This is a genomic window from Luteibacter rhizovicinus (assembly GCF_004342265.1).
Taxonomy (GTDB): domain Bacteria; phylum Pseudomonadota; class Gammaproteobacteria; order Xanthomonadales; family Rhodanobacteraceae; genus Luteibacter; species Luteibacter rhizovicinus_B.
Genome location: NZ_SMCS01000010.1, coordinates 42,877 through 68,090 on the forward strand (window position 1 = coordinate 42,877; position 25,214 = coordinate 68,090).

The window sequence follows — 25,214 nt, forward strand, 5'->3', positions numbered from 1 at the left end:
TCTCTAGCTTTCTGTGGGAGCGCGCCTGCGCGCGAAAGCCAACGGAGCGAAGACGCCGTGGCTCACATCGCGAGCCCGGACTTCCGGCTACGAGTGTTGTGCATCGCATCGCTGCTCCGTTGGCTTTCGCGCGCAGGCGCGCTCCCACAGAAAGCTCAGAGAGAGGGCCACGGCAAACGAGGGTTTGCCAATGTACGAGGCATACCCCATCCAGCCGAGTTGACCCCACCCCCCGCCTGGGAGGAACCTGCCAGCGCAGGGTGCGGAGGAGGGCACATATGGCAAGCACGCCATCCCGCGGGTACGCCGCGGTCGACAACCTGGGCAAGCTACGGGCGATGGCGGAGTTCCTCACCATCGGTCCGGGCGCCGATACACCCGTGCGCAGCATCGACGGCGCTATCGGCGCGGCCACGCGCTGGGTCGAACTATCCGATACGCACCAGGCCGAAGCCATGTGGCAGGCCGCCGACGACATGATGCGTCAGCTCGTACCGCTTGCCGACTGGGTTCGCTACCTCATCGGCGTGCGCGCGCAACTGGGCAGACTCCGCTCGCGCGACTGGTTCGAAATCGTCCGCGTGTGCAACCCCAATGGGCTGCCCGCCGGCGATTATCTCAACGTCGTCTTCCACGCCAGCTATCGGCAGGGCGCGGTCTACGAAACGATCTCGCTGGCACCCACGCCGGCCGGCTGGTCGCCCGTCGGCTACGTCATCCGCCCGGTGCAGCCGGACACCATGGGCTACAACGCCTCGTCCAACGCCATATAGAAACGCTCCGGCGCTTCCAGCATCGGCGAATGGCCAAGTCCTTCGAGCGGAATCAACTTCGCCCCCGGAATACGCGACGCGGCCTCCTTGCCCAGCGCGGGATAGTCGCCAAGCTTCGCCGCCACATCGGCTGGCGCCAGATCCCTGCCGACGGCTGTACGATCGCGCTGCCCGATGATCAGCACCGTTGGCACGCGGATATCGGGGAATTCGTAAACCACCGGCTGCGTAAATACCATGTCGTACGTCAGCGCACCGGCCCATGCGGCCGTCTCGCGCCCGCCGCCCTCGTACATGCCCGCCTGCAGCGCTACCCAGCGGCTGTACTCAGGCCTCCAGTTCCCGCCGTAGTAACTCTTCAGCTGATAGGCCTTGATGCTCGCGAAACTGGTTTTCAGTTCGTTCGCATACCAGTCGTCCACGCTGCGCCAGGGCACGCCCTTCGCCTTCCAGTCTTCCAGCCCGATCGGGTCTACCAGTACGAGCTTCTCGACACCTTGCGGGAACATCAGCGCGTATCGCGCCCCGATCATGCCGCCCATCGAGTGAGCGATCATCGTCACTTTGTCCGCTCCCAGACTCGCCAGTAGCGCGTGCGTATTCGCGGCAAGCTGGTGGATGCTGTACTGATAACCGCGCGGTTTGGACGATTTGCAGAAGCCAATCTGATCCGGCACCACGACGCGATAGCCCTTGTCACGCAGCCGTTCGGCTGTCGCCGTCCAATACGGCGCGCAGAAATTCTTCCCATGCAGCAATACGGCGGTGCGCCCGTTCGGGTGCGCGGGTTTCAGATCCATATACGCCATCTGCAATGTCTGCCCCTGGCTATGCACCTCGAAGAACTGCGCGGGGTAGGGATAGTCGTACTTCTCCAGCCGAGCGCCGAGCGCGGTGATGCTGGGTGCATCGTCGGCGAAAGCGGGGCAGGCGAGGAGCAGGGAGGTGGCGAGAAGAAGGCGGCGCATGACGTGTTCTCCAGCGAAAGCCCACAGCCTACTGCGGGTGAGAGTCAACGGAGCGCGATGCGTATGAGCTGACCTGTTGTGGGAGCGCGCCTGCGCGCGAAAGCCAACGGAGCGAAGATGCCATGCGTGACATTCGCAGCCCGAAGCGCGGGCTCGCGAAGGGGCTCATCCCGCTTCCCCGCCCTGCTGGCTTTCGCGCGCAGGCACGCTCCCACAGAAAGCAAATCGTGGACGATTCGCACAGAAAATCGCGGCACAACCTCACGTATTTTCGATGCGATAATCGCGCCCCGTCGGCACGCCATCAGGAGGACAACGCCCCGATGAATACCTCAAGCGAATACACCCGCCCACCCATGACGCGCGGCGTCGATCCGCAGCGCATGAACTGGCTCTGGCAACTGGTGTTGCAGTCGACGCACCTCGACCCGCAGCGCGTACGCGAAGCACTGAACGCGGTTGGCATTCCTGCGACCGACGCGCGCATCGAAAGCTGGTCGGTCCCCGATCGCGCCGACAATTATTTCCCGCTGACTCTTGCAGAGATGGAGCGCAATCTCCGCGCGCTGGTAGCGCTGGAAATCGCCGAAGCCCGCCGTGCGGCATCGGCATCGGACGAATCGCCCCGCGATTCGTCCGACCAGCGCTTAACCGATCAGGCGTAGCGCTCGGACAGGAACCGGAAGAACGCGCGCAGACCCTGCGCTTCGCCGCCACGCGGATGACCCGGCCGGTCGCTGTCGTTCCACGAATACGTGTCCAGGTGCATCCAGTCGACGTTGTCCGGCACGAAACGCTCGAGATAGAGCGCGGCCGTCACAGCGCCGGCATGGCGCGACGGTCCCGCATTCGCGAAGTCGGCGATAGACGACTCCAGCATGCGGCGATACGGACGCCACAGCGGCAAGCGCCATAACGGATCGGCCACGAGGTTGCCCGCGGCGATAACCTCGTTCGCCAACCCGTCGCGATTGGTGAACAGTGCGGGCAGCTCGGGTCCCAGCGCGACACGTGCGGCGCCCGTCAGCGTGGCGAAGTCCACGATCAGATCGGGCTCCTGTTCGGCGGCGTAGGTCAGCGCGTCGCACAGCACCAGTCGGCCTTCGGCATCCGTATTGTCGATCTCGACCGAATAGCCGGCGCGCGTCACGACGACTTCGCCGGGACGCATGGCATTGCCGGCAACAGCGTTTTCCACGGCGGGGACCAGCAGCGTCAGACGCACCGGCAGCTTCGCCTGCATGATCAGGCCGGCGAGCGCGATGGCATGCGCGGCGCCGCCCATGTCCTTCTTCATCCAGCGCATACCGTCGGCCGGTTTCAGGTCGAGGCCGCCCGTATCGAAGCACACGCCCTTGCCGATGATGATCAGTTTCGGATGCGTTGCCTTGCCCCAGGTCAGTTCGATCAGGCGTGGCGGTCGATGACTTGCGCGGCCCACGGCATGAATCGTCGGAAAGTTCTCTGCCAGCAACTCATCGCCGACCCACTCGCGGAATGTCGCCTTGTGCGCGATCGCGTGCGCCTTCACCGCGGCAGCCAGATGCTCCGGCCCCATATCTTCGGTGGGCGTATTCACCAGATCGCGCACCTGCGCGGTGGCATCGATCAGGGGCGCGAGTGTCTTCAGCGTTGCGCCGTCCACCGTCAGCTGCGCCGGCGCACGCGGTGCCTTGCGATAGCGGTCGAAGCCGTAGGCGCCAAGTGCCCAGCCCAGGGCGGCCAGCAGTCGATCGTCGACGACGCCCTCGTCCGCCAGCTCGTAGCTGCCGACCGGAAGTCGATAGGGCAGGCCGGCGATGGCCGATAGCGGATCGGCGCGATCCACGGCGACCAGCACGCGGGCGAGGCCGCCCTTCGCATCCGGTAGCAGCGCGACGTTGCCCACGGTCGGACGGAATCCGATGGTTTCCAGCCATTGTTTCTGCGTCGCATCCAGCCGCCCTTCGGTGGCGGGCATGCCGGCCGTATCGACGGTTTCGACAGGAATAAAGGCATGCTTCCCGGATTTACGTTCGATCAGCGACGACATGTGGCCTCCAGATGCCTGCGGTGCGCTCACCGCGCGTTGGGATGAGTGTGGATGGACGGATCCGACGCACGCAACGCGTCCAGCCAGTCGGCCAGTGCGGTCATGTCGGTGAATTCGAGATCGGGCGCGGGACCGTGCGACCAGCGTTCGCCCGTGCGATTGAGCCAGGCCGTCGCCAGTCCCGCTTCGCGGGCACCGACCACGTCCAGCAGCGGGTCGTCGCCGACATGCAGGATGTGCTGGGGCGCGATACCGAGACGTTCGGCCGCGGCGCGGAAAATCTGCGGATGCGGCTTGGCCACGCCTTCGCCGCTGGCGCTCAGGCGCTCGCGAAAGAAATGGTCCAGGCCGATGACTTCGAGATCCGCATTGCCGTTGCTGATGCTGGCGATCGGCAGATGCGCCGCGATGCGTTCCAGCGCGGCAAGCGAATCGGGATAAAGCTCCACGCGGTTGCGCGCGGCGAAATAGATCGACCACAGCTCGTCGACCGGCGCATCGTCGATGCCGCAGGCCGCGAACGCGTGCCGGATGGTCAGGCGACGCTGCTCGCTGAAGTCGTGGGAAAGATGGGTGTTTTCCAGCGCGATGCGATCGCGCAGTTCGCGCATGGCCTCGATGGGCCATGCCGTCGCCACCGTGGGATGGTGTTCGCGCAGCCAGGCATCCACGCAGCGCTCGGCCTCGATCAGGGCGGGCAGAACCGGCCAAAGGGTGTCATCGAGGTCGAGCGATACCGCGTGGATTTGCATCGATGGGCTCAGCGAGCCGAGCCGATCTTCAGCACCTGGCCCGGGTGTACGTTGTTGTCTTTGATGCCGTTCATGGCGCGAAGCTGGTTCACGTCCACCGCATTCTTCTTCGCGATGGAGTACAGCGTGTCGCCCGTCGACACCTTATAGGTGTGGGAGGCAACCGCCGCCGGCTTCTTCGCCGGGGCTTCCTTCGCGACGACCTTCTTCGGCTCGGCCTTCGCGATCGGCTTCAGGGGCAGGGCGGGCGTGGCCTTCTCGGGCACTTCGTTCGCCGGAACCGGCTTGGCGACCGGCTTGCCGCGAACCGTCACGGCATCGGCCGTGACCTTCGCGAAGCGACCGCCACGCTTGGCCTGATCGGATACGGTGATGGCTTCGGCATGGACGCCACCGAAGGCCTTGCGTGCCGTCGTCGTCACGCTCGCCACGACGGTGGCGAACTGCGACGGCTCGGCGGCCGGTGCCTTGGTCTTGGCCGGCTTGCCAGCCTTCGCGACCGTGCCCTTGGCAGCAGCCACGGCGGCCTGCGTCGCTTCGGCGCCGGCTGCGGCGGCAGCCACGGTCGGCGTCGTCATCGCGGAGCCAACGTTGGCACGTGTGCCGACCGTCGAGGCAATGCGTGCACGACGCGCGGCGTCGCCCGAGGCCAGCGTAGCGCCATCGGCATACGGCACCAGGCTATGCGCCCGCAGCAGGGAACTGCCCTGGCTGCTGGTCACGAACTGGATGAATTCCTTCGTCTCGGCAGCCTTCGGGCTGGCGTCGTTCGTGACGAGATACAGCTCGGTGTACAGCGCATACGAACCGTTGGCGATCGTCGACGCCGAGGGCGCGACGCCGTCGATCGAGATGATCTTGACCTTCTTGTTGCCGGTGACGCCCGCCAGGGTGGTCGCGCCGAGGCCGCGCTTGTCCAGCGTCACGCCTTCTTCGAGCTTGGCGACGTTGACGTACAGACGCGGAGCGGCCACCGGCTGGTTGCCGCGTCCGAACAGCAGCTTGCGCATGCTGAATTCCACGCCGTCGCCCGGGCTGGCCACCGCGTACAGGTTGATCGGCTCGTCGTTGCCGCCGACGTCCTTCCAGTTCGTGATGCGGCCGAAGTAGATCTCGTGCAGCTGCATCAGCGTGATGTTGCTGACCGGATTGGCCGGGGAGGTGATCATCACCAGCGCGTCCCATGCGACCGGCGTGAAGGTCAGCGACTGTTCGGCGCCACCGAAACCCGGGCGGGCGCTACCGGCCAGATCGGCCGTGCCCTTGACCACCGCGTCGATACCCGACGCCGTATTGAACGGCTGCAATTCGATCTTGCCCTTGCCGGACTTTTCCCACGCCTTGGCGACGTCGGTAACCACGCCGCGCGCGGTGGTGATATCGCCACGCCAGACCAGGGGAGGCTCCGCGGCCAGGACAGTTGCGGACGCACAAACGCTAATAAGCGTGGCGGAAATCAGTCGCGCGAGACGTAGGGACATGGACGGCAAAAACCTCAGAGGGCGAAGCGGTGAAGTAATGGTCGGCAATTATGGCCATGTAGGCCCTCGCCTGCACCTGCGGCGTCGTTCAGCATCCTGCCGGGGGGAAACCGAACGGGGGCTGAGGGGCGTGAAGGGTGCCGCGTCGCCGCTTTGTTGGCTATCGCACCGTCATGGATATTTTGCTTGGCACAAGCGCGCAGGCGCGCTTCCACAGAAAGCGAGCCTGCTCCCGAATCTCTTGATCTCTGTGGGAGCGCGCCTGCGCGCGATAGCCAACGAAGCGATGAAGCCGCGCCCACATCAGAACCCCACCTCACAAAACCGCGTAATAAACCCCATCCCCCCGCACCACAGTCAATAACAACTGCCGCGGCGGCTGCCCGCCAATCCCCTGCAACGCCTTCACACTTGTGACGCGCCGCTGCCCGACCCCGATAACAATGTCGCCATCCTGCAACCCGGCGGACGCCGCCACCGTCCCGCGCCGCACGCCACTCAATACCGCGCCATACAACCCCTGCGCCCGCTGCTCTCCATCCACATCCGTCAACGTCACCCCCGTCAGCCGCGGATCGACACGCCCGCCATCCAGCGTCGCCAGCTTCGCTGCCTCGATCTTCGCCTCCACCTCGCGCGACGTTCCCTCTCGCTGGACGGTGAGATGCACCGACGTGCCCAACGGCAACAATCCTTCGGCATTACGTACATCCTGCGCACTACGCACGGGCTTCCCGTCGACCGCCGTCAACACGTCGCCGATCTGCAACCCGGCGCCATCCGCGGGCGACCCCTCATTGATCCGGGTGACCACCGCCCCGGTTGTGTCCTTCAGCTTCAGCGCCTGCGCCACGCGCGGCGTCACATCCTGCACGTCCACGCCGAGATTCCCGCGCCGCACCTTCCCATAAGCCAGCAACTGCTTCATCACCTGTCCGGCGAGGTCCACGGGAATGGCGAAGCCGATACCGACATTCCCACCCGAGGGCGAGAAGATCATCGAGTTGATACCCACCAGCTCGCCACGCAGATTCACCAGCGCGCCGCCGGAGTTACCGGGATTAATCGATGCGTCGGTCTGGATGAAACTCTGATAGCCCTTGCCCAACCCAGACCGGCCCAGCGCCGAGACAATGCCCGACGTCACCGTCTGACCCAGCCCGAACGGATCGCCCACCGCCACCACGAAGTCGCCCACGCGCAGTTGCGACGAATCGGCCAGGGGCAATGCCTGCAACCGGTCCGCGTCGATCTGCAGCACCGCGATATCGGTATCGGCGTCGCTACCGACCAGCTTCGCCTTGAAGTCGCGACCGTCCTGCAACGTGACCGTGATGTCGTCCGCGCTGCCCACCACATGGTGGTTCGTCAGCACATAGCCCTTGGCCGCATCCACCACCACGCCTGACCCCAGACTCTGCTCCACGCGCTCGCGCGGTACGCCCTGTCCGCCGAACAGTTGCCGGAAAAGCGGATCGTCGAAATACGGATCGCGGGCACGCACGCGCGTCTTCGTGGAGATATTCACCACGGCGGGCGTGACCTTCGTAAGCATAGGTGCCAGCGAGGGCAGGGCCTCGCCGCCCACGACCGGAGGCAGCGCTGCGTGGGCGGCGAACGCGGTGGAGGCGAACAACAACGCAGCAAGCATCCGGCCAGCGATACGTCGAAAACAAAACATAGTGATTCTCCCTTAAGCAGTTCTGATCGATGGACACCCGAGGCCGCCTACTCCTGTGGGAGCGCGCCTGCGCGCGAAAGCCAACGAAGCGAAGAAGCACAATGCCCACCTTCGCCAGCCCAATTTCCAGGCTGCGGATGCGACGCACGGCACCTCCGCTCCGTTGGCTTTCGCGCGCAGGCACGTTCCCACAAGAGAGCAAACGCAGCGAGCGAAAAACCTCCATTTCGACCGCAACAAAATACCCAGGTTTCCCAGCTCTCAAAAACCGTTCCACGACCCTTTACATCGTCCATGCCCAGCAGTACTGTTCCCACCTGCGGCAACCACAACATCTTGTGTTCTCTTCTTCACACATCACCTAGTGCTGGTGATACGGTTCGGAAGAACAAAGCTGGAAACGCGTATCGGCAGGCTTGGGCCGGGGGCCGGATCGCGAGGTCGGACAAGGATGGTTTCGAAGTGTCCGGGGGCGGCGCTTCGAGGTTGTGCCACGACGACAATAAAGGCCTGGTCATGGCCGAGAACGAGGACGACAAATTCATGAGCACAGCACGTGCGCAAGCCATCGGGCTTGAGACCGCGGCGATTCCGCTCCAGCCCGCCTCCTACGACATCTGGGACAAGAAGTACCGTCTGAAGGCGAAGTCCGGCGAGCCCGTCGATGGCAGCGTGGACGAAACCTATTCGCGCGTCGCTCGCGCCCTTGCCGATGTCGAAATCACCGAAGAGCTTCGCGCCCATTGGTTCGAGCGCTTTCTCTGGGCCCTGCGCCGCGGTGCCATTCCCGCCGGCCGCATCACGTCCAATGCGGGTGCGCTGGCGCACAAGCCGGCCACGTCCACCATTAACTGCACCGTGTCGGGAACCATCCACGACTCGATGGACGACATCCTCGAGAAGGTGCACGAAGCAGGCCTCACCCTGAAAGCCGGCTGCGGCATCGGCTACGAATTCTCGACGCTTCGTCCGCGCGGCGCGTACGTCTCCGGCGCTGGCGCACACACGTCCGGCCCGCTGTCGTTCATGGATATCTACGACAAGATGTGTTTCACCGTCTCGTCCGCCGGCGGTCGCCGCGGCGCGCAGATGGGTACGTTCGACATCAGCCATCCGGACGCCAAGGAATTCATCCGCGCCAAGCGCGAAGACGGCCGGCTGCGCCAGTTCAACCTGTCGCTGCTGATCACCGACGGCTTCATGGACGCCGTGGAGAACGACCAGGACTGGCCGACCGTCTTCCCGGTACACGTCAAAGAGCAGGACGAAATCGACCTGACCGACCCCACCAAGGTCGTCTGGCGCGAATGGCCCACCACGCAGAACTACGTCGTCCGCGAAGACGGTCTGGTCGCCTGCAAGATCTACGGCCACATCCGCGCGCGGCACCTGTGGGACATGATCATGGTCTCGACGTACGACTACGCCGAGCCCGGTTTCATCCTGATCGACCGCGTCAACGAGATGAACAACAACTGGTGGTGCGAGCACATCCGCGCGACCAACCCCTGCGTCACGGCCGATACCTGGGTGCAGACGTCGGAAGGTCCGCGCCAGGTCGCCGACCTCATCGGTACGCCATTCGCCGCCCGCGTCGACGGCAAGGACCACGCCACCGGTCCGGAAGGCTTCTTCCTTACGGCACGCAAAGACGTCGTGAAGCTCGCGACCGATCAGGGCTACCAGCTTCGCCTGACCGCCGATCATCGCGTGCGCAAGGTCGTTCGCAAGACGCGCTGGGCGCTGGACACCGACTGGTGCGCCGCTGGCGACCTGCGTCCGGGCGACGAGGTGCTGCTCAACAACCATCGCGGCGGTAACGCGTGGGCTGGCAAGTACACCTTTGAACAGGGTTTCCTGCTCGGTCTGCTGGTCGGCGACGGCACGCTGAAGAACGACAAGGCCGTGCTGTCCGTTTTCCATGCTGCCATGGCGGCCAACGGCGGCATCGCCGCGCCGTCGCCCGGTGTCTATGCGCTGATGGACGCTGCCGAGACGGCCGCCCGCACGCTGCCGCACCGCGCGGACTTCGCCGGTTGGCAGTCGGTGGGCAACCGTAACGAATTCCGTCTGTCGCTGGGCGCGCTGAAAGAGCTGGCGCTTGAAGTCGGCATGACACCCGGCAACAAGTGCATCGGTCCGGCAGCCGAGCAGGCGTCCAGCGATTTCAGTCGCGGTTTCCTCCGCGGTCTGTTCGATGCCGACGGTTCGGTGCAGGGCAGCCAGTTGAAGGGCGTCAGCGTCCGTCTGGCCCAGTCCGACCTGCCGCGCCTTGAAGCCGCGCAGCGCATGCTGCTGCGTCTGGGCATCGCCTCGACGATCTACGCCAACCGTCGCGACGCGGGCACGGCCCGCTTGCCCGACGGTCGTGGTGGCATGGCCGACTACGCGACGCAGGCTCAGCACGAGCTGGTGATCGCAGGCGACAACCTCGCGACCTTCGCCGAGCAGATCGGCTTCGCCGACACGGACAAACAGGGCAACCTCAAGCGCCTGCTTGCCGCCTATGTCCGTACGCCGAACCGCGAGCGCTTCACCGCCACCGTCGCCTCCATCGAGGCCGACGGTACCGAAGCCGTCTACGACGTGCAGGTGCCGGACATCAACACGTTCGACGCCAATGGCCTGCACGCGCACAACTGCGGCGAACAGCCACTTCCGCCGTACGGCTCCTGCCTGCTGGGCTCGGTGAACCTCACCACCTTCGTGCGCGATCCGTTCGGGCCGAAGGCCCGCTTCGACTGGGACGAGTACCGCGAGGTGGTGAAAATCTTCACCCGCATGCTCGACAACGTCGTTGAGATCAACGGCCTGCCGCTGGAACGGCAGCGCCAGGAAATCCTGGGCAAGCGCCGTCACGGCATGGGCTTCCTGGGCCTGGGTTCGACCCTGACCATGCTGAAAATGCGTTACGGCAGCACCGACGCCGTCGGCTTCACCGACGAAGTTTCCCGCGAAATGGCCGTGGCCGGTTGGGAAGTGGCACTGGAACTGGCGAAGGAAAAAGGTCCGGCGCCCGTCCTGGCGGCCACCTATGAAGTCACCGGCGACATGCTGCGCAAGCGCCCCGAAATGGCGCGCGACGGCTACAAGATCGGCGACGCCATCCCCGGCCGCATCCTGCACGCGAAGTATTCGCGCTACATGCAGCGCGTGGCCGAAGTGGCCCCGAACCTGATCGAAGCCCTGGCCGAAACCGGCGCGCGCTTCACCCATCACTCGTCGATCGCGCCCACCGGCACCATCTCGCTCAGCCTGGCCAACAATGCCTCCAACGGCATCGAGCCCAGCTTCGCGCATCACTATTCCCGCAATGTGATCCGCGAAGGCAAGAAGTCGAAAGAGAAGGTCGAGGTCTTCAGCTACGAGCTGCTGGCCTACCGCGCCCTGATCAACGGAGAGGCCATGCCGTACTCCGACGATCCGAAGGCGAAGCTGCCCGAATACTTCGTTGCGGCCGACGACATCAGCCCGAAAGAGCATGTCGACATCCAGGCTGCCTCCCAGAAATGGATCGACTCGTCGATTTCCAAAACCGCGAATGTCCCGACGGACTATCCGTACGAAGACTTCAAGGACATCTATTTTTACGCTTATAAACAGGGTTTAAAGGGATGTACGACATTCCGTTTCAACCCCGCGGCGTTCCAGGGTGTGCTGGTCAAGGAAACCGATCTTGAGAACACCCTCTACCGCTTCGAGTTACAAGACGGTAGCTTTGTCGAACTGAAAGGCAACGAGCAGGTCGAATACGACGGTGAAATGCATACCGCCGCGAACCTTTTCGATGCTTTGAAGGAAGGCTATTACGGCAAGTTCTGACCCCGCGGAGAGGGATAAAAATGTCTGAAGAAAACCAGGTCGTCGAAAGCGAAGCTTTCGAATTCGACACGATTACCACCGAAGTCACGCCGGTAAACGAAGCGTCCGTTGCTTCCGAAGCCCCCGTGGCCAAGAAGGTCGTGAAGCGCAAGCCGCGCAAACCGAAGGTCGTCGCACCGGTCGCAGCACCGGTCGTCGAAGAGCCGGTTGCCGCCACCCCGGCGAAGAAGGCTGTGCGCAAAGCTACGAAGAAGGCAGCCGCGAAGAAGGCAGCGCCGGCCAAGAAGGCCGCTGCTAAGAAGGCGTCCGTCAAAAAGACCGCCAAGAAGGCAACGGCTAAGAAGCCGACGGCCAAGAAGGCTCCGGCCAAGAAAGCCGGCGTCAAGAAGGCTGTGAAGAAGCCGGCAGCGAAGAAGGCCGCCGTCAAGAAAGCTCCGGCCAAGAAAGCCGCAGCCAAGAAAGCGGTGAAGAAAGCCGTCAAGAAAGCTGTCGTGAAGAAGTCGGCAGCGAAGAAGGCACCGGCCAGGAAGGTCAGCGCCAAGAAGGCTGTGAAGAAGTCGGTCGCCAAGAAGGTTTCGGCCAAGAAGGCTTCGGTCAAGAAGGTCGTCAAGAAAGCTGTAAAGAAAGTCGCCAAGAAGGCCGGCGCCCGCAAGGTCGCCGTCAAGAAGGGCGTCCGCAAGGCAGCCACCACCGCACGCAAGGCCGTCAAGAAAGTCGCCGGTCGCGTCGCGAAGAAAGCTTCCACCGCCCGCAAGGCGGCGAAGAAAGCTGTGACCAAGCTGGACCGTAAGGCCGGCGTTCGCAGCAGCACGGCCAAGAAGACGGTCCGCAAGGCCGCCAGCACGAAGACGGCGCGTAAGCCCGTTGCGAAGAAAGCCGCCCGCAAAGCGGTGAAGAGGCCCACTGCCAGCAAGAAGACGGGTCGTACCGCGGCACGCAAGTCCGCCGCACGTGGCGTCCGTCGCAAGTAAGTAGTACCCGTGCGGCCCGGCTAGCCCGGGCCGCACACCCATCCGGGCCGCGCCGTCGTCACCGATACACAGAGTAAAAAGTCATGGCGATCAAGATCGACAAGAAGATCACGGGCTACCAGGTAGTCAAGCCCGAAGACAAAGCCGCCCCGGCAGCAACCGCGGCACAGGCCAAAGACATCGCGCCGATGGCCGAAGTCATCCAGATGCACGAAAGCGTCGAGCGTCCCGAGACCCTCGTCGGCAGCACGTACAAAATAAAGTCGCCGCTCTTCGAGCACGCGCTGTACGTCACCCTGAACGACATCGTCCTCAACGCCGGCACCCAGCACGAACAGCGTCGCCCCTTCGAAATCTTCATCAACTCGAAGAACATGGACCACTTCCAGTGGATCGTGGCGCTCACCCGAATTCTGTCCGCCGTCTTCCGCAAGGGCGGCGACGTGACGTTTATCGTCGAAGAACTCAAAGCAGTCTTCGATCCGCGCGGCGGCTACTTCAAAGCCGGCGGCGTCTACATGCCCAGCATAGTCGCCGAAATCGGCGCGGTCATCGAAACCCACATGAAGTCCATCGGCCTCATCCACGACCCCGAAATGAGCGACGCCACCCGCGCGCTGATCGCGGAGAAGCGTGCGGCTTATGAGGCGGCGAGCAAGAAGCCGGCGGCGGCAAGCGCCACTGCGTCGCTCTCTGCAGGAGCCCGCTCCGCGGGCGATTCACCGTCCGACGGTGCGTCGGCATCGCAGGTTGAAGCGGTTCAGAGCGAAGCCTCAGGCTTCCCGCCCGGCGCAACCCTCTGCGTTAAGTGCAATACCCAGGCGCTGGTTCTGATGGATGGGTGTCAGACTTGTTTGAATTGTGGGTATTCGAAGTGCGGGTGATGATCGACGTTCCTGCGAAATCGGGGATACGGTGTACGACCTTCATTTAACCTCTTTGCAAGAGGTCTGGTCTCTTCAATCACTGGTTCGGATGCGAGAGCTTCTGCCACTGATGAGTCCGTTTGCTCTGTCGACGCATTGGTCATCAAATGAGTTAGTTGTGCTGGGGTCGTTAGCGAGCGCGTCCGCTCGATCGACCGAGAGCGTTCTTCTCCTTTGTAGGTACGGTCAGTTATGGGACGCCGAGCTCGCGAGTCGTTCCGTTTTGGAAGGGACGTTGAAATTTGCTTATCTACTTCAGAGTGAAACAACGTTTAACGCGAGATTTCACGAGTACTCTGAGGTGCAATTTGAAACATCGTTGATGAAGGATCATAAGAAGGCCGCCGCCACGGTGAGTGCTCTATCTGGCTTGGGGGTGGAATGGCTTAGGCCATTTACCGACAGATTGCTTAGCGATGACGAGTATCGAGAGTACTCGGATCGAACATCAGCGCAGGAACGACGACGAATCGACGCAAGCTGGGGCTTCACTAACCTGCTGGCGACCCTTTCAAAGGGTGAAGAAGGTGGCTTCAAAGGTATCACTGCACTTGCAATAGGTTATTCGACGGCTAGTCATATCCAGCATGCGGATTTTGTCGGTGTATCCCTCCCTAGCGATCGCGAAGCGCGCTCAGTGGAAAACCGTAATTACCTTCACCTATCCCATTTGGGGCGTCTCATATCAGACGTTTTCTCTATGCTTTTCCTGCGGCTGATGGCGGCATACCGGTTCCTTGGTATTGACGAGGCGCCAATTAAGGACGCAATGGCAGCGCTGGATGATCTATTGAGTCCGATGCTGGAGGCTCAATGCAAATGGGCTGAGATTGAATATGGTGTGACTGATGCTCCGTCTGGGCACTGGTGTGCGTAAGTCTCATAACATACGGCCCTATCATCCAAGTCAGTGATGAGCTGTTAAAACGACTCGATGTTGAGTGGCCTATACGGCAGCCCGTAGTCCTCACGTTGGGTTGGGTATGCCCTACGTCAAAACTGGAAATTTGGTGACGTGCGTTCTTCTAGACAAAGCCCGCATCGATTGCTCGACGCCATGCTTCCTCGAGCTTTGTTAGTCGGAAGCCACGAAAGTTGAAACTTGCCGCTACAGCAGCGCGCTCCACGAGTTCAGACTCTCCGTCGGTCAATCCTGCCGCCTTCAAATTCCACGTGTGTAGCCGCTTCCATGTGCCGTCCTGAGCGAAGCCGTGCGCGCGGTCGCGCCAAGATCGTCCCCTGTCTTTGCTCTGTTTCGTATCGACAAGCGTGGATTCAAAATCTGAAGAGAGAGTTACGTCGCTGGCCTGCAACCGCGTCCAGCACGCCTCCTTCTTTGCCCATTCGGTAACAAGGCGATTCTTCAGCTGTTCAGGCGGAATGTCGATCAGGTACGGTAACGTGAACTCAGCTAGGCGGCGCGCTTCCAGCATAAATGAATCTGGTGCTCGCTGGGTTCGCCAAATGCCTTCAAAGTCAATGTTTAGATTCTTGCTAGCCATGCGATCACTCATTAGTGCGAGCGTATAGCTACAAAGCTGCCGAAGGATCGATCCGGGATACCACTTCTGCGCCGGGATGTCGGCATCTAAGCTCTTGGTTAAAATGCATTTGCACACCAGTTCTCTGAAGTACGTAATCTCGTAACTTTCAGGATTGCGGGCCCACGCTTCCTGCACTATACGAGCGAATGCCGCGACGTTCTTCTGTGCGCCAGCGCAGACGCTGTGAGGTAGTGCGGCCCAAGTTACCTCATATCGGGCTACGTCTGTCTTGGTCAGTTTCTGTTTTTTAGGGTGTAGCAATTCCCAAGCTTTAGTCGCGGCTCCTTTTCTTCGTTTCAATTCGACGTTGTAGCTTCCCTGGGTTCTTTCGAAGAACCAATAACCTGGGATCTCTCCTGGTTTTGCCGAAGCGGGTGCAACCGCTTGACGCGACAATGCCTCAAGCCGCTTGAAATATGGATGGCCGGCAAACAGGTCAGAAGCGCTGACGGCATTCTGGGCATTCGCATAGCGAGCAATTGCGTGAACTGCGTCTTCGAATCCCTCCTCAGGGATTCTCGACAGCTTCATCTGTACGAATACCTTGCTAAGGTCGTAGTTAGCCTTCATTGCCCAGTAAAGAGACGCAGTTGTTTGCCCGCCATTTACAACTTGGAAATCTTTTACAAACGAGATTACTTTCTGTCCATTCGTATCGGCTACAAGATCGAGATGAGATACCGTTGCCGTTAATCCATTGTTGTACGCAAAGAACATGGCGGGATCGGTGCGTAGGGTGTCGCGAATACCTTTGTTTACCTTACGGCCCTCGCCAAGAAAGGCTCGAACGTTCTGCTCTAGAATTCTTCCACCAAAGCGATCGTATAGTCCAGCAAGTACTACCCCAGGCACGATACACATATACGAGTCATAGCTTCCCGTCCCTCCGGCGGGGAGTGCAGGAATGCCTGCACCGAAAGATTCATCGAAGTTGATCTCGATCTCCTCGCGCCCACGAATTGATGTCTCGACACGGCAAAGGCGCGCTACGTCCCAAAGCTGAATCTCGACATCTCGGATACCGATTGCCAGTATCGGCATCTTACCGAGAGACGTGCCCAGTTCACGATCCGAGACCAAGTAGATCTTGACCTTCAGCAGGTCCTCGCTGGCAAATGCATGAACCTCTTGGGCAAGTGCATGCCCTGGGTGACTGTCGTCCCAGCACTGAGCAATATCGCCGTGAAGGCTACCCTCAACGAACTTGAAGGCTGACATTACTAAACTTCGCGTCTCATCTGTAGCAAGGGATGGAGGTTGGTCGGCTCCCGAATAGTCGCCTACAACAATACTCAGCAAACCATCGCTATGAGAGATGTTAAAGGCGTCAATGAGTACAGGGGACCGATTCCATACTGCAGAGGCATAGCAGAGGTGGTACTCGACAAATTCCTCACCCGCTTCAAGAACTTGACAGGCCTTGTCAATGAATGCTGTGCGCTCGTAGTTGCCGCCACCTCTGGCATCCGCTCGAATCTCACCAATAAGATTTCCACGATATAGCTCAACGTCTTCAAGCATGGCTCCGTCCCCTGATTGACTTGGTCCTACTGTTGCATGCAAAACATCGATATGGTGGTGTCGAAATCGGAGCGAAACTCTTCAAGGTTTTCAAGCGATAGTGAGTAAGTTGCATCGATGATGCGATGATCGACGTTGCTGCGCGCTATTCGCGGAAAATGTCCCCGCACCTCGAACGCGATCTGCCCGGTTACTTCATAGGTCAGTGAGTCATACGTTGACGAATGTACGTAGCCGCGCCGGCACAATAGCGACTCTGCCAGTATTTCGTCTCCATCTTTTTCGGCGTCTTCGAGAAGATCTTGAGCCAATTCGTTCAGCGAGAGCGCATCGATATGTTGAGACGGTGAAAGTTCGGCCACGATTAGTCGGAGTGGGAGGATTGGACTGTCTAGTTGATTTAACGAAGAGATGCTGACTTGATTGCGACTTCCCGTGAGTCGAACCTTCATCTCGATAACGCTTTGTGTGGAGGCAAAGTCCTGAGGATGGCAATCGGGAGCAACCCATGAGCGGAGTGCGCCGGGAAGCCCCAGCCGCGGAATCAGATTTTTCCTCAATAGCCAAAGTTCGCCTATAAGTCCGCGTACTTCGCGGTCGCTCAGAAGGCTTCCTATGGAGAGTCCGAGAAGCCTTTGCCATCGCTTGAGTCTGCCGAAGAGCTGTCTGGTGGCCTCTGATTCGGTTGTGGCCATGGAACTGATTTCGATGATGTCATTGCACAGTCTAAGGAATAAATCGCGATCTTCTTCCTGGCGTAGGAATATGTGGAGTGAATATCCTGCGTCACTTCCAGGCTCTATTTCAACTGAAATACCGCGAAGTTGAGGTAGTCGCCCTGGAAGGGTTGCTCGCGTCATCCCTTTCGTCACAAGACCGATGGCTCCCGAGGGGTGAACGGCCCAGAAGAGGTCTAAAGGATGTGGTTGATTAAGTCTGCGCCCAACCCAGTTCGTTGACGATTGAAGGCCCGCCCATGGGTCATTCAGTGGCGTCGTCATCGTCGTCTCCGTCAACGTCGAACTGACCAAATAGTTCGCGATAAGCGACTATGTTTGCGGTATAGGCAATGCGGCTCTCCACTTCACCATCGGCTAAACCAGGGAAACTGATGCCATAGGCTGCATGAACCTGCTTCTTCTTCTCGCGGGGTGTTGCACTATCGTCGGTTATGCTCACATCGAGAATATGGACCATCAAGAGTGGCTTGGTTCGAACTTTGCGGTAGTACAAGTCGGCAATATTGGTTCCAGAGTTCTTCTTCTTGAACTCTACTTCGGCCTCTGCCGCTTGGGCATCGTTAATGCCTGCACGCTCGAGACCTCGAGATGCTACGCGTCTAGCATTGCCCGAGATCTTCAGGGTCCGCTTATCCAATTTTGCGTTACGCTCCTGCATCCCGATTTCGAAGCCTGCTATGTGGAATGGGACGGCTTCTTCGGATCTCTTCGAAACAAAGACGACGTCCCATTTGTCTAATGCGCGTCGTTCTGTGTACTGCTCTACGAGCGCGGAAGACATTTCGATGTTTGCGGGGTGTAATACGAAAGACCGGATGAAATCGACAATGATGTTCGACTGGACGTCCGTGAAAAGTCGACTGGGCCTGCGCCTCGTCTTTGTTGTGATGGGAGGGAATGGCTCGCACGAAATGCCGGCCAACTGAAGTTTTTCGCCCAAAACAAGGGTGGCCTTCAAATTGGCCGTGCAAACCTCATCTGTAGCAAAGATGACAGCAGACTCTACAAGTTTTGCAGCAAGGCCAACTTCTCGAATGATCTCCTTTGCCGCGCGCATCTTGTTTCGAGCGGTCACGAGAAGTGCCTCCGGATGGGAGCGCACCGCGAAACCAAAGTCCAGGGGTGTCAACTTTAAAGACTCCATTTTGGCTATTTCGTCTCGTAATTCCTCCGTGGCGTTAGCAATGTACGAATACCATTCGAGTGCCTCCGTCTTTATAAAGAGACGACACAAATCAGCATAGCCATCCCGATATCCAAACCATCGGCCCATTTGAAGTAGGGTGTCATACATCTGCGTGTTTCTAAGGAAGTAACTTATGGTCAGCCCCTCCAAAGTGAAACCGCGCGAGAGCGAGTTGCCCCCCACGGCAATCACTGTTAGCCCCGCCTCGCCGTGACTACGATAATCTAGTGCTCCTGGCCCCGACCTTGCGTTGACCTCGGCAACTGCTATGCCCGCCGCCGCTTGATGAAGGGCTGACTGGATACGATCCCAGGATTCCGCGGTGGTTGTGCGATACATCGCGGCCCAAGCTTCGTGAATGCTTCGGATGTATGGGTCGCGGAGCGCCTCACTTCCACTGATCGCATAACGATTCTCGACGGCGTCTCGAAGTCGCTTCACGTGTTCTGCAATGCGTTCGGCTATCTTGCTCTGCACGGAGGTGAACCGCGATACATTGACAAGCATCGAGTGGTGTCGCTTGCCTTGTCCGCGCAGAATTCTGATCGCCTTGGACAGAACAAAGCAATCGATTGCTCGAACAAGGGACGGGTGTAGTTTATCGATCGTGGTGTCGATCTTGTGAGAGAGGGGTAGCCAATCGTCGGTATCATTTACTTCGACAGTAAGTGACTCGCCACTGCCTTGCTCAAGAAAAAACCGATTCGCACCTACATACGTCGATGGAGCATCGAGTCCAACGATAAAATCTCTGGGAAATAGATCGTCACCACTCATTTCGCTCGACGTGTCTGGGTCGATGAATATGTTTGCAAAGGGTGTTGCGGTGTAGCCGATATAAGTATTCTTAGTGGATATATTCAATAGCTGACGTATGAGCTGATTAATCGTGTTTGGCTTTGTTGGATCTTGTGAAGTGTTGACTGATGCATTGTCTGCTTCATCATCGATGACTAAGATGGGCATCGTAAGTCGATCGCCACTCGAGCTCGTGCTCTGTAGCCAGTCGATCAGATTCGTTAAAATAGACTTATTCTTCTTGATTACGAAGATTGCTGGCTGCGACAGATTATTGATCGGTACTCCTAGCCCTTCTGCGCGTACGCGCAGAAAGTCATATGCACGGCTTGTGTAAGCGGTGGCGCTAAATGAGCGATCCAAAGCGCCAACACCAAGAAACTTTGGGTTGATCTTGCCCCCCAAGAGTTGGTCGCTGTCTCTACCAACGAAACCTTCGTCAATGCGCTCTTGTGTCTGTGAGCGAAGATTGCTGTGGATTCCCGCAATGAGGATGACAAGTTTATAGCCGGCATCTGCGGCCTTATTTATGAGGCCAACATAGTTTGCTGTTTTGCCGCTTTGGACGTGCCCAACTACGAGGCCACGTCTACTCCAAGAGCCTGCGTCCGTCGGATCGCCGGCTAGGTCAAGTATTGAATCGGTGATCTCGTCAAGCCGATCTACAACTTTGGGGCCGAAACCGCTTTGCAAGAGATGATTTTTGTAGCGTCGCCAGTAGTTCCATTGGATTTCGTGGCGTTTTCCGAGGAGCCATGCCTTGTGGTCCCCCTTGAGTGTGTGCGCTGGACCAAGGTCAACCATGAATTCACGTTCGATCTGCCGAGCGATATCCTCATGGTCGTGGATGCTAAGCATGCCGGTGAACATCGGCAACGCGCTAAGATTTGTGACGAGTGTCCGAATCTCATCCTGAGTCGGCGCCTTGTTCATGGCGATGCCGGCTCTTGCCATGTTCAGTAACATTTCCCTGTTCATAATCCCCCCTGAGGATGTCTATTTGTGTCAAATGATGCGTCTTAGTCCTGCCAATATTTGACGGCATCTTCTGTCATTGGCAAACGGATGCGTTTGCAGTATGGAGCTGCAGATGGCCTCTGATATGGTGTCTGTATTTGGGGCCACGGCATTGACGTAGGCTGAAAGTATGCCTCGGAGTCCGTCTTCATCTAGGCTGGGCTGTGTTCTGCCGGGGTCGGACGCCACGTCTGAAAACATTGATTCCAGCGGTAATGTCGCTTCGATAGCCGTCAAGAGATTTTCAAAGTCAGGCGAAGATGTCTGGGTTTCTAGATGCCTAACAAGCGGGTTCGCCCGATTGATCTCATAACGAACATTTTCACGTTCGGAGATGCGAAGCCACATATCCATCTCCTTGTTGCGTGTTTGCACATTGCCGCGATGCCTGTATGGTCGTGCTCCTTGTTCGCTCATGCGTTCAATAAGAGGCTTGAGTCGCTCGCGTATTTCAGCGGGTGGACGAATTAGGGACTTGCGTACGTCGACTCCCCATTCTGCGTCGAGGGCAGTAGGTACGTCCACGCGGACGCGAAGAAGTCTTGTAATCTCGGATCGTCGGGTTAATCCAAGCCATGTTCCGTAGGCAATCAGTCGTTGCGCCCTATAGATATAGAGTCCCTGTGTTTCAGCAAGGCTCAGTCCAAGCGAAAGATCTTTTAGCTGTACTGGCGTGATTCGTTGATGGTGGGGAAGAGTAAAAGCCTGCGCATGAACGATGTGACCCTCAACATGGATCGTTTCAGGTACATGTGCATCCGCGCGCGGCGTCATGCGCTGAGCGAAGGGGTCTAGCGCCGGGACAGGACTTTCATTGATGGCAATTGTAATTGCCGATCGCTGCTGACCAGCATCTGGACTTATGAATCGATGAAACGTTAGTGCGAGGTGTCGCCGGCCTTCGGAAAATAGGTGGTTGAGTGCCGTTAGTAGCGCGTCGGCGCTTTTTCCTACTGAGTCGAGCCGATCTAAACCTTGCCAGATGACCAAGGTTCCGGTCGTCCCTAGGATGTTGTATCCCGGAAGGTCAGTTAAGAAGCTTGGATCAAGTATCTGAAGTAGCCACTCATCTGACGCGAGAATTCTGTCGAGATCCCAGCGTCTTGCAGCGATGTCCTTGCCTTGTCTGCTCACTACTGTAAGGCGTCGGCACTGGGAGAATGATGCTGTTTTCAGACCCAATCCGAACCGCCCTAGGTCTTGGGGCCCACGAGCCTCACGCGGGCTTTTTGCACCATGCTGCATCGCGGCTGTGAGCTCTGCGGCGGTCATACCTAACCCGTTGTCAGCTATGGCAACGAATGGATCGCCAGCCCCGTCGAGGCCATTTAAAATGTTGATTTGTTGAGCGCTGGCAGAGATGCTGTTGTCGACGATATCTGCTAATGCACTCTGGAATGAGTACCCGATGTCTCGCATTGACTCAAGAAGCCTCGCAGCACTTGGTGGAAGCGGTATTTCGTCATGAACGTCGGAATTCATGGCTTGCGTGGCTCCGAGTTGATGAGTGGAAAATCGACCACACGACCGACGCAATTTGTTCGGCAAGCATGGGGGGCACCGCGTTGCCTACCTGTACATATTGCTGGGTTCGATTCCCGAGAAAAATGTAATCGTCGGGAAAAGTTTGTAGTCGTGCCGCTTCCCGGACAGTTAGGCTTCGGCATTGGCTGGCGTCCCAATGAATAAATGCATGACCATCTTTGGATAGATGACTGGTGACTGTGCTTGAGGGCCTATCTCTTAGTTGTACCCGGAAGCGATCGGAGAATGCACCTGTTCCCCAGCTGACGTGGTCAGGCGCTAGGAAGGTTGGGAACTCATTGCTCTTCGGCGAACGGTGTTCGGAAGAGGCGTGAGCCGCAGCGAAAAGGTAGCGACCAAGGTCTGACACCATGTGTGATCGTGCTTCATGGCTAGTTACGAATAGTGAGCTGCCCTTCAGCTTGCTGGAGATGTCTGTAGATCGGTCTGTGTATTTGTACGAGCTCCGGGCGACCTTTGGATTGAAGCTTGCCTTTTCTAGGCGCTCCGAAATCATGGGGTGGGATCGCTCAAGCCACTTTAGAAGACGCCTTTTATGCCTTGCCAACTCATTCGCCCAAGCGTCCCCATTGTCTGCAGCTCGCGAGATTCCGCTCCGGAGTCGCGGAAGGCCGGATAGTGCCTGCTCCAAGGTCGGTGCTGTGGCCTCTTCCAGCCGTGGTGCTGAAATAGCTCGCGTGGCAAGCTCACGGCTTACACCCATGATGATGACTCGATGTCTGGCTTGTGGAAGGCCGTGGCGTTCGCTCCGTATGATGAAGCCAGTAGGGTCGGCTAGTACCTTGGCTGGATCGCGCTCTTCACCATCGCGCACGTGAATCGGCAAGAGAACATACGTATCTTCCCTAGGGGCATCGCGCATGTTAAGCGCGCGACGCGGATTGGCTAGATCGCGTTTAATCATGTCGAACATTCTCTGGCCGCCAACGGTGGACGTGAGAATCCCTTTGACATTCTCCATGATGAAGATGTCTGGTGTGAACTCACCAAGTATCCGAAGGTATTCTTTGTAGAGAAAGTGCTTCTTGTCGCCGATTGATTCAAAGCCCGGGACGTTTTTCTGCCGAGCCCTTCCTACTAGTGAATACGCTTGGCACGGCGGTCCACCGATGAGTATCAAGGATTCGAATTCCTTGCGTATTCTTCGAATTTTATCGTAAAGAATTCGGTCGTGATTTTCGTCGCCAAGCGTTAGGTTGAGCGCTTCTTCGGATGCATTTTCCCATCGTTGACGGTGTTCACCCTCACTAAACCAATCGCTTGCGGATTTTTCTGTACCTTTCGCAACGGACTCGAGGAACTTTGCGTATGCTTCGGGCATATCCCCTTCGTCTTCGCGAAGCGAGCGTAGGAATGCGCGTAACCGTAATGTTTCGTGGGCTGACTTTTCCATTTCTGCGGAAACACCAATTTTGAATGGTCGCTTGCCGGTGGGTGTTTCGAATCTCGAAAAACCTTCTCCCAGTCCACCTGGGCCGGCGAACACATCAATGATGCCGATCTTGCTGCTAGCCATTATTCTTATTAGCTACTTCTGGGAATGTTGACGTGGTCGATGTGATGACAATCGCGCAGCGATCTGCAGCGATGGCAAAAATCAAGGGGAATAACACGGCGCCGGAACGCTGGGTTCGTAATGTGCTTTGGCACGCCGGATTCCGTTACCGTCTGCATTCCAAGGCGCTTCCCGGCCGACCGGATTTGGTTCTTGCGCGCTGGGATGCAGCGATACTCGTGCACGGCTGCTTTTGGCATCATCACGACGATTGTCCATTGTTCCGTATTCCTGCGACACGGCCCGAATTTTGGATTCCGAAGCTTGAAGCAAACGCGGCTCGAGACCGTCGGGTAGTCTCCTCGCTCACAGAGGCCGGATGGCGCTCATTGGTTATTTGGGAATGTGCCATTAGATTCGCCCCCTTGGCGAGCGCCGAACTCATGGTGTCCTGGCTTTCTGATTGGCGCCCAAGCGCCCAGCTAGAATGGCGGGTGTCGGGCGTTGCCGAGCAATCGATGGCGCATGTGGGCACATTCCCCTGATCCCCCCGTTATCAGGCTTATCCAGCCTCGCCATCCACACTTTGTGTCGCTGATTTTGAGCCGACATATAGCTATGGGATTTTACCTTTCTGGTGTCCCTTCTGATATCCCTCTAGGTGAGGCTGGTTGCCGTGAGTAGGGTCCGTCAATGGCGCGAGTGGCATCGGGCGGTAAGTATTTGTTTCATATTGATATCGGTTTGTGGTCGACGTGATAGAGGTGCGACTTGGCTGGCATTGATCCTGTGGCTGGGCCCGATGAGGGGCGCTTCCTAAAGGTATATGGGCTTGAGTCGCGGCTGCTGTGTCTTTGGCGGTCCCGAAAGGTGTGCTCAAGTGAGGCGCGCCAGGGAAATTTATGGTGTCGCTATGACAGTATGCGATTCATTGACGGCAAAGCTCATGACGCGATAGATCTCTCTCGCCTCATCGATCATTCCTCTTAACGCATACCCAGCTTGGGCGACCGACCCTTGCTCCGCATCGATCATAGGCACGTCGATCAGCAGATCGGCCACACCGCGCATATGCGAGAGCTTGTCGTTCATGGCGGTATGAATATCGCCCAGCTTCATCCATGCCGCGCCTTTGCAAAGAGGACAGGGAATATAGTGGTCGTGGGTACAAAGGGTTTCGTTCGATTCGGGCGACTCGGGCCCAACTTGCTTGCTGCTCAATGCGGCATCCTCCTTGGTGCCGCCACCTGCAGGGTGCAGGTGGCGGGCGTGCCAGGTTAGTCGCCGGATGCGTTGGAACCCGGTCGGGACAAGCCCGCCCGGCACGCCCGCCGCAAAGCGTCGGGAGCCAAGAGTATGCAACGCGGAAAGGCGTCGCTTGAGAAGACGCCTTCCAGCGCCAACGCATAAAGCACGAGCTTCTAAACCCGGTCGCCGACGAGCGGCGACTGGAAGAGGATCGTTTCGCCAGCTCCGCACGTCAATCCACATTGGAATTAAAAGCCAATTTTTCAGAATAGTCGTACTTCTCGATGCGCTTCTTCCTCAGGTCCAATATCGGTGAAGCCGAATGTGAGCGGGAAAGCGAAATGATCTGGATCGAAGAAGTAGGTAGCAACGTCTACGCCGACCTTGGAGTCGCCTACGCCAACGAGATGCTCGTCAAGGCCCGTCTCGCGGCGAAGATCGGCGAACTCATCGATGACAGGAAATGGACGCAACAACAGGCTGCGGACGCTTTAGGTCTGACCCAACCCAAGCTATCGAAGATGCTGCGCGGTCAGTTGCGCGGCATGAGCGAAGCAATAATGACAGAGTGCCTGGTGCTGCTCGGACGTGTCGTGCACACCGTTGTGGAACCGGTACATCGGTCGGCATGGCCGGGTAATGTAGAAATTACATTTGCGTCTTGAATATCGATGTTCTACCACCGGGACGTAGTGACTGCCCTGCGTAGAAATA

General features: G+C 58.7%; 17 protein-coding genes and 2 pseudogenes. 8 read left to right on the forward strand and 11 right to left on the reverse strand.

Features of this window, described 5'->3' with window-relative positions:
• Positions 1 to 278 precede the first annotated feature (278 nt).
• Entirely contained in the window at positions 279 to 773 is a 495-nt protein-coding gene (locus EC912_RS18025; RefSeq protein WP_132147032.1) for a DUF4019 domain-containing protein, read from the forward strand.
• Here the strand turns inward: EC912_RS18025 and EC912_RS18030 are convergent.
• Positions 746 to 1,741, reverse strand: coding sequence for an alpha/beta fold hydrolase (locus tag EC912_RS18030; protein ID WP_132147035.1), 996 nt, complete (start codon positions 1,739 to 1,741; stop codon positions 746 to 748). The two genes, EC912_RS18025 and EC912_RS18030, sit on opposite strands and share 28 nt — an antisense overlap.
• Before the next feature lie 323 nt (positions 1,742 to 2,064).
• Here EC912_RS18030 and EC912_RS18035 point away from each other — a divergent pair, with 323 nt between their 5' ends.
• Positions 2,065 to 2,406 (forward strand): hypothetical protein, encoded by a 342-nt coding sequence (locus EC912_RS18035; protein WP_132147038.1) that lies wholly within the window; start codon positions 2,065 to 2,067, stop codon positions 2,404 to 2,406.
• Here the strand turns inward: EC912_RS18035 and EC912_RS18040 are convergent.
• The 4 genes from EC912_RS18040 to EC912_RS18055 all read right to left on the reverse strand — a co-directional run bounded on the left by EC912_RS18040 (position 2,397) and on the right by EC912_RS18055 (position 7,687).
• Positions 2,397 to 3,773 carry a leucyl aminopeptidase family protein gene (locus tag EC912_RS18040; protein WP_132147041.1) on the reverse strand — a complete coding sequence of 459 codons (1,377 nt, stop codon included), beginning with the start codon at positions 3,771 to 3,773 and terminating at the stop codon, positions 2,397 to 2,399. The two genes, EC912_RS18035 and EC912_RS18040, sit on opposite strands and share 10 nt — an antisense overlap.
• A gap of 26 nt (positions 3,774 to 3,799) precedes the next feature.
• Positions 3,800 to 4,525 carry an HAD family hydrolase gene (locus EC912_RS18045; RefSeq protein WP_132147044.1) on the reverse strand — a complete coding sequence of 242 codons (726 nt, stop codon included), beginning with the start codon at positions 4,523 to 4,525 and terminating at the stop codon, positions 3,800 to 3,802.
• Between the two features lie 8 nt (positions 4,526 to 4,533).
• Positions 4,534 to 6,006, reverse strand: coding sequence for a LysM peptidoglycan-binding domain-containing protein (locus EC912_RS18050; RefSeq protein ID WP_132147047.1), 1,473 nt, complete (start codon positions 6,004 to 6,006; stop codon positions 4,534 to 4,536).
• 316 nt (positions 6,007 to 6,322) lie between these two features.
• Positions 6,323 to 7,687, reverse strand: coding sequence for a DegQ family serine endoprotease (locus tag EC912_RS18055; protein WP_207906891.1), 1,365 nt, complete (start codon positions 7,685 to 7,687; stop codon positions 6,323 to 6,325).
• A 543-nt stretch (positions 7,688 to 8,230) separates the two neighbouring features.
• On the opposite strand from EC912_RS18055, the gene EC912_RS18060 reads away from it, so the two are divergent.
• From EC912_RS18060 to EC912_RS18075, 4 genes and pseudogenes are all read left to right on the forward strand, one after another.
• Complete coding sequence (locus tag EC912_RS18060; RefSeq protein WP_132147050.1) at positions 8,231 to 11,509, forward strand: LAGLIDADG family homing endonuclease; 3,279 nt, start codon at positions 8,231 to 8,233, stop codon at positions 11,507 to 11,509.
• A gap of 140 nt (positions 11,510 to 11,649) precedes the next feature.
• A pseudogene (locus tag EC912_RS19875) lies at positions 11,650 to 12,075 on the forward strand (hypothetical protein); the annotation flags it as partial.
• 488 nt (positions 12,076 to 12,563) lie between these two features.
• Complete coding sequence (locus tag EC912_RS18070) at positions 12,564 to 13,364, forward strand: NrdJb (RefSeq protein WP_132147053.1); 801 nt, start codon at positions 12,564 to 12,566, stop codon at positions 13,362 to 13,364.
• A 277-nt stretch (positions 13,365 to 13,641) separates the two neighbouring features.
• The gene (locus EC912_RS18075; protein WP_132147056.1) at positions 13,642 to 14,283 is read left to right on the forward strand and encodes a hypothetical protein; all 642 of its coding nucleotides are present in this window, start codon (positions 13,642 to 13,644) and stop codon (positions 14,281 to 14,283) included.
• Between the two features lie 148 nt (positions 14,284 to 14,431).
• On the opposite strand, the gene EC912_RS18080 is transcribed toward EC912_RS18075, so the two are convergent.
• The 5 genes and pseudogenes from EC912_RS18080 to EC912_RS18100 form a co-directional block, all read right to left on the reverse strand.
• Positions 14,432 to 16,471, reverse strand: a complete 2,040-nt coding sequence (locus tag EC912_RS18080) for an AIPR family protein (RefSeq protein WP_132147059.1) — start codon at positions 16,469 to 16,471, stop codon at positions 14,432 to 14,434.
• A 26-nt stretch (positions 16,472 to 16,497) separates the two neighbouring features.
• Positions 16,498 to 17,472, reverse strand: coding sequence for a PD-(D/E)XK motif protein (locus EC912_RS18085; protein WP_132147062.1), 975 nt, complete (start codon positions 17,470 to 17,472; stop codon positions 16,498 to 16,500).
• Positions 17,453 to 20,173 (reverse strand): Z1 domain-containing protein, encoded by a 2,721-nt coding sequence (locus tag EC912_RS18090; RefSeq protein ID WP_132147065.1) that lies wholly within the window; start codon positions 20,171 to 20,173, stop codon positions 17,453 to 17,455. The genes EC912_RS18085 and EC912_RS18090 overlap by 20 nt, the downstream gene beginning before the upstream one ends.
• Before the next feature lie 1,089 nt (positions 20,174 to 21,262).
• Positions 21,263 to 21,694, reverse strand: a pseudogene (locus tag EC912_RS19880) (ATP-binding protein); the annotation flags it as partial.
• Entirely contained in the window at positions 21,675 to 23,273 is a 1,599-nt protein-coding gene (locus EC912_RS18100; RefSeq protein WP_132147071.1) for a DNA cytosine methyltransferase, read from the reverse strand. The gene EC912_RS18100 and the pseudogene EC912_RS19880, both read right to left, overlap by 20 nt.
• A gap of 32 nt (positions 23,274 to 23,305) precedes the next feature.
• On the opposite strand from EC912_RS18100, the gene EC912_RS18105 reads away from it, so the two are divergent.
• Positions 23,306 to 23,797, forward strand: a complete 492-nt coding sequence (locus EC912_RS18105; RefSeq protein ID WP_132147074.1) for a very short patch repair endonuclease — start codon at positions 23,306 to 23,308, stop codon at positions 23,795 to 23,797.
• 355 nt (positions 23,798 to 24,152) lie between these two features.
• On the opposite strand, the gene EC912_RS18110 is transcribed toward EC912_RS18105, so the two are convergent.
• Positions 24,153 to 24,473 (reverse strand): hypothetical protein, encoded by a 321-nt coding sequence (locus EC912_RS18110; protein WP_132147078.1) that lies wholly within the window; start codon positions 24,471 to 24,473, stop codon positions 24,153 to 24,155.
• Between the two features lie 368 nt (positions 24,474 to 24,841).
• Here EC912_RS18110 and EC912_RS18115 point away from each other — a divergent pair, with 368 nt between their 5' ends.
• Positions 24,842 to 25,165 (forward strand): helix-turn-helix domain-containing protein, encoded by a 324-nt coding sequence (locus EC912_RS18115; RefSeq protein ID WP_132147081.1) that lies wholly within the window; start codon positions 24,842 to 24,844, stop codon positions 25,163 to 25,165.
• The last annotated feature ends 49 nt before the right edge of the window (positions 25,166 to 25,214 follow it).

What these genes read in the sequence shown, in the direction of transcription:
- EC912_RS18035 (WP_132147038.1), top strand. Translation starts at nt 2,065, where the DNA reads ATGAATACCTCAAGCGAATACACCCGCCCACCCATGACGCGCGGCGTC.
- EC912_RS18055 (WP_207906891.1), bottom strand. Translation starts at nt 7,687, where the DNA reads ATGTTTTGTTTTCGACGTATCGCTGGCCGGATGCTTGCTGCGTTGTTG.
- EC912_RS18025 (WP_132147032.1), top strand. Translation starts at nt 279, where the DNA reads ATGGCAAGCACGCCATCCCGCGGGTACGCCGCGGTCGACAACCTGGGC.
- EC912_RS18085 (WP_132147062.1), bottom strand. Translation starts at nt 17,472, where the DNA reads ATGACGACGCCACTGAATGACCCATGGGCGGGCCTTCAATCGTCAACG.
- EC912_RS18040 (WP_132147041.1), bottom strand. Translation starts at nt 3,773, where the DNA reads ATGTCGTCGCTGATCGAACGTAAATCCGGGAAGCATGCCTTTATTCCT.
- EC912_RS18070 (WP_132147053.1), top strand. Translation starts at nt 12,564, where the DNA reads ATGGCGATCAAGATCGACAAGAAGATCACGGGCTACCAGGTAGTCAAG.
- EC912_RS18060 (WP_132147050.1), top strand. Translation starts at nt 8,231, where the DNA reads ATGAGCACAGCACGTGCGCAAGCCATCGGGCTTGAGACCGCGGCGATT.
- EC912_RS18115 (WP_132147081.1), top strand. Translation starts at nt 24,842, where the DNA reads ATGATCTGGATCGAAGAAGTAGGTAGCAACGTCTACGCCGACCTTGGA.
- EC912_RS18050 (WP_132147047.1), bottom strand. Translation starts at nt 6,006, where the DNA reads ATGTCCCTACGTCTCGCGCGACTGATTTCCGCCACGCTTATTAGCGTT.
- EC912_RS18045 (WP_132147044.1), bottom strand. Translation starts at nt 4,525, where the DNA reads ATGCAAATCCACGCGGTATCGCTCGACCTCGATGACACCCTTTGGCCG.
- EC912_RS18030 (WP_132147035.1), bottom strand. Translation starts at nt 1,741, where the DNA reads ATGCGCCGCCTTCTTCTCGCCACCTCCCTGCTCCTCGCCTGCCCCGCT.
- EC912_RS18100 (WP_132147071.1), bottom strand. Translation starts at nt 23,273, where the DNA reads ATGGCTAGCAGCAAGATCGGCATCATTGATGTGTTCGCCGGCCCAGGT.
- EC912_RS18080 (WP_132147059.1), bottom strand. Translation starts at nt 16,471, where the DNA reads ATGCTTGAAGACGTTGAGCTATATCGTGGAAATCTTATTGGTGAGATT.
- EC912_RS18090 (WP_132147065.1), bottom strand. Translation starts at nt 20,173, where the DNA reads ATGAACAGGGAAATGTTACTGAACATGGCAAGAGCCGGCATCGCCATG.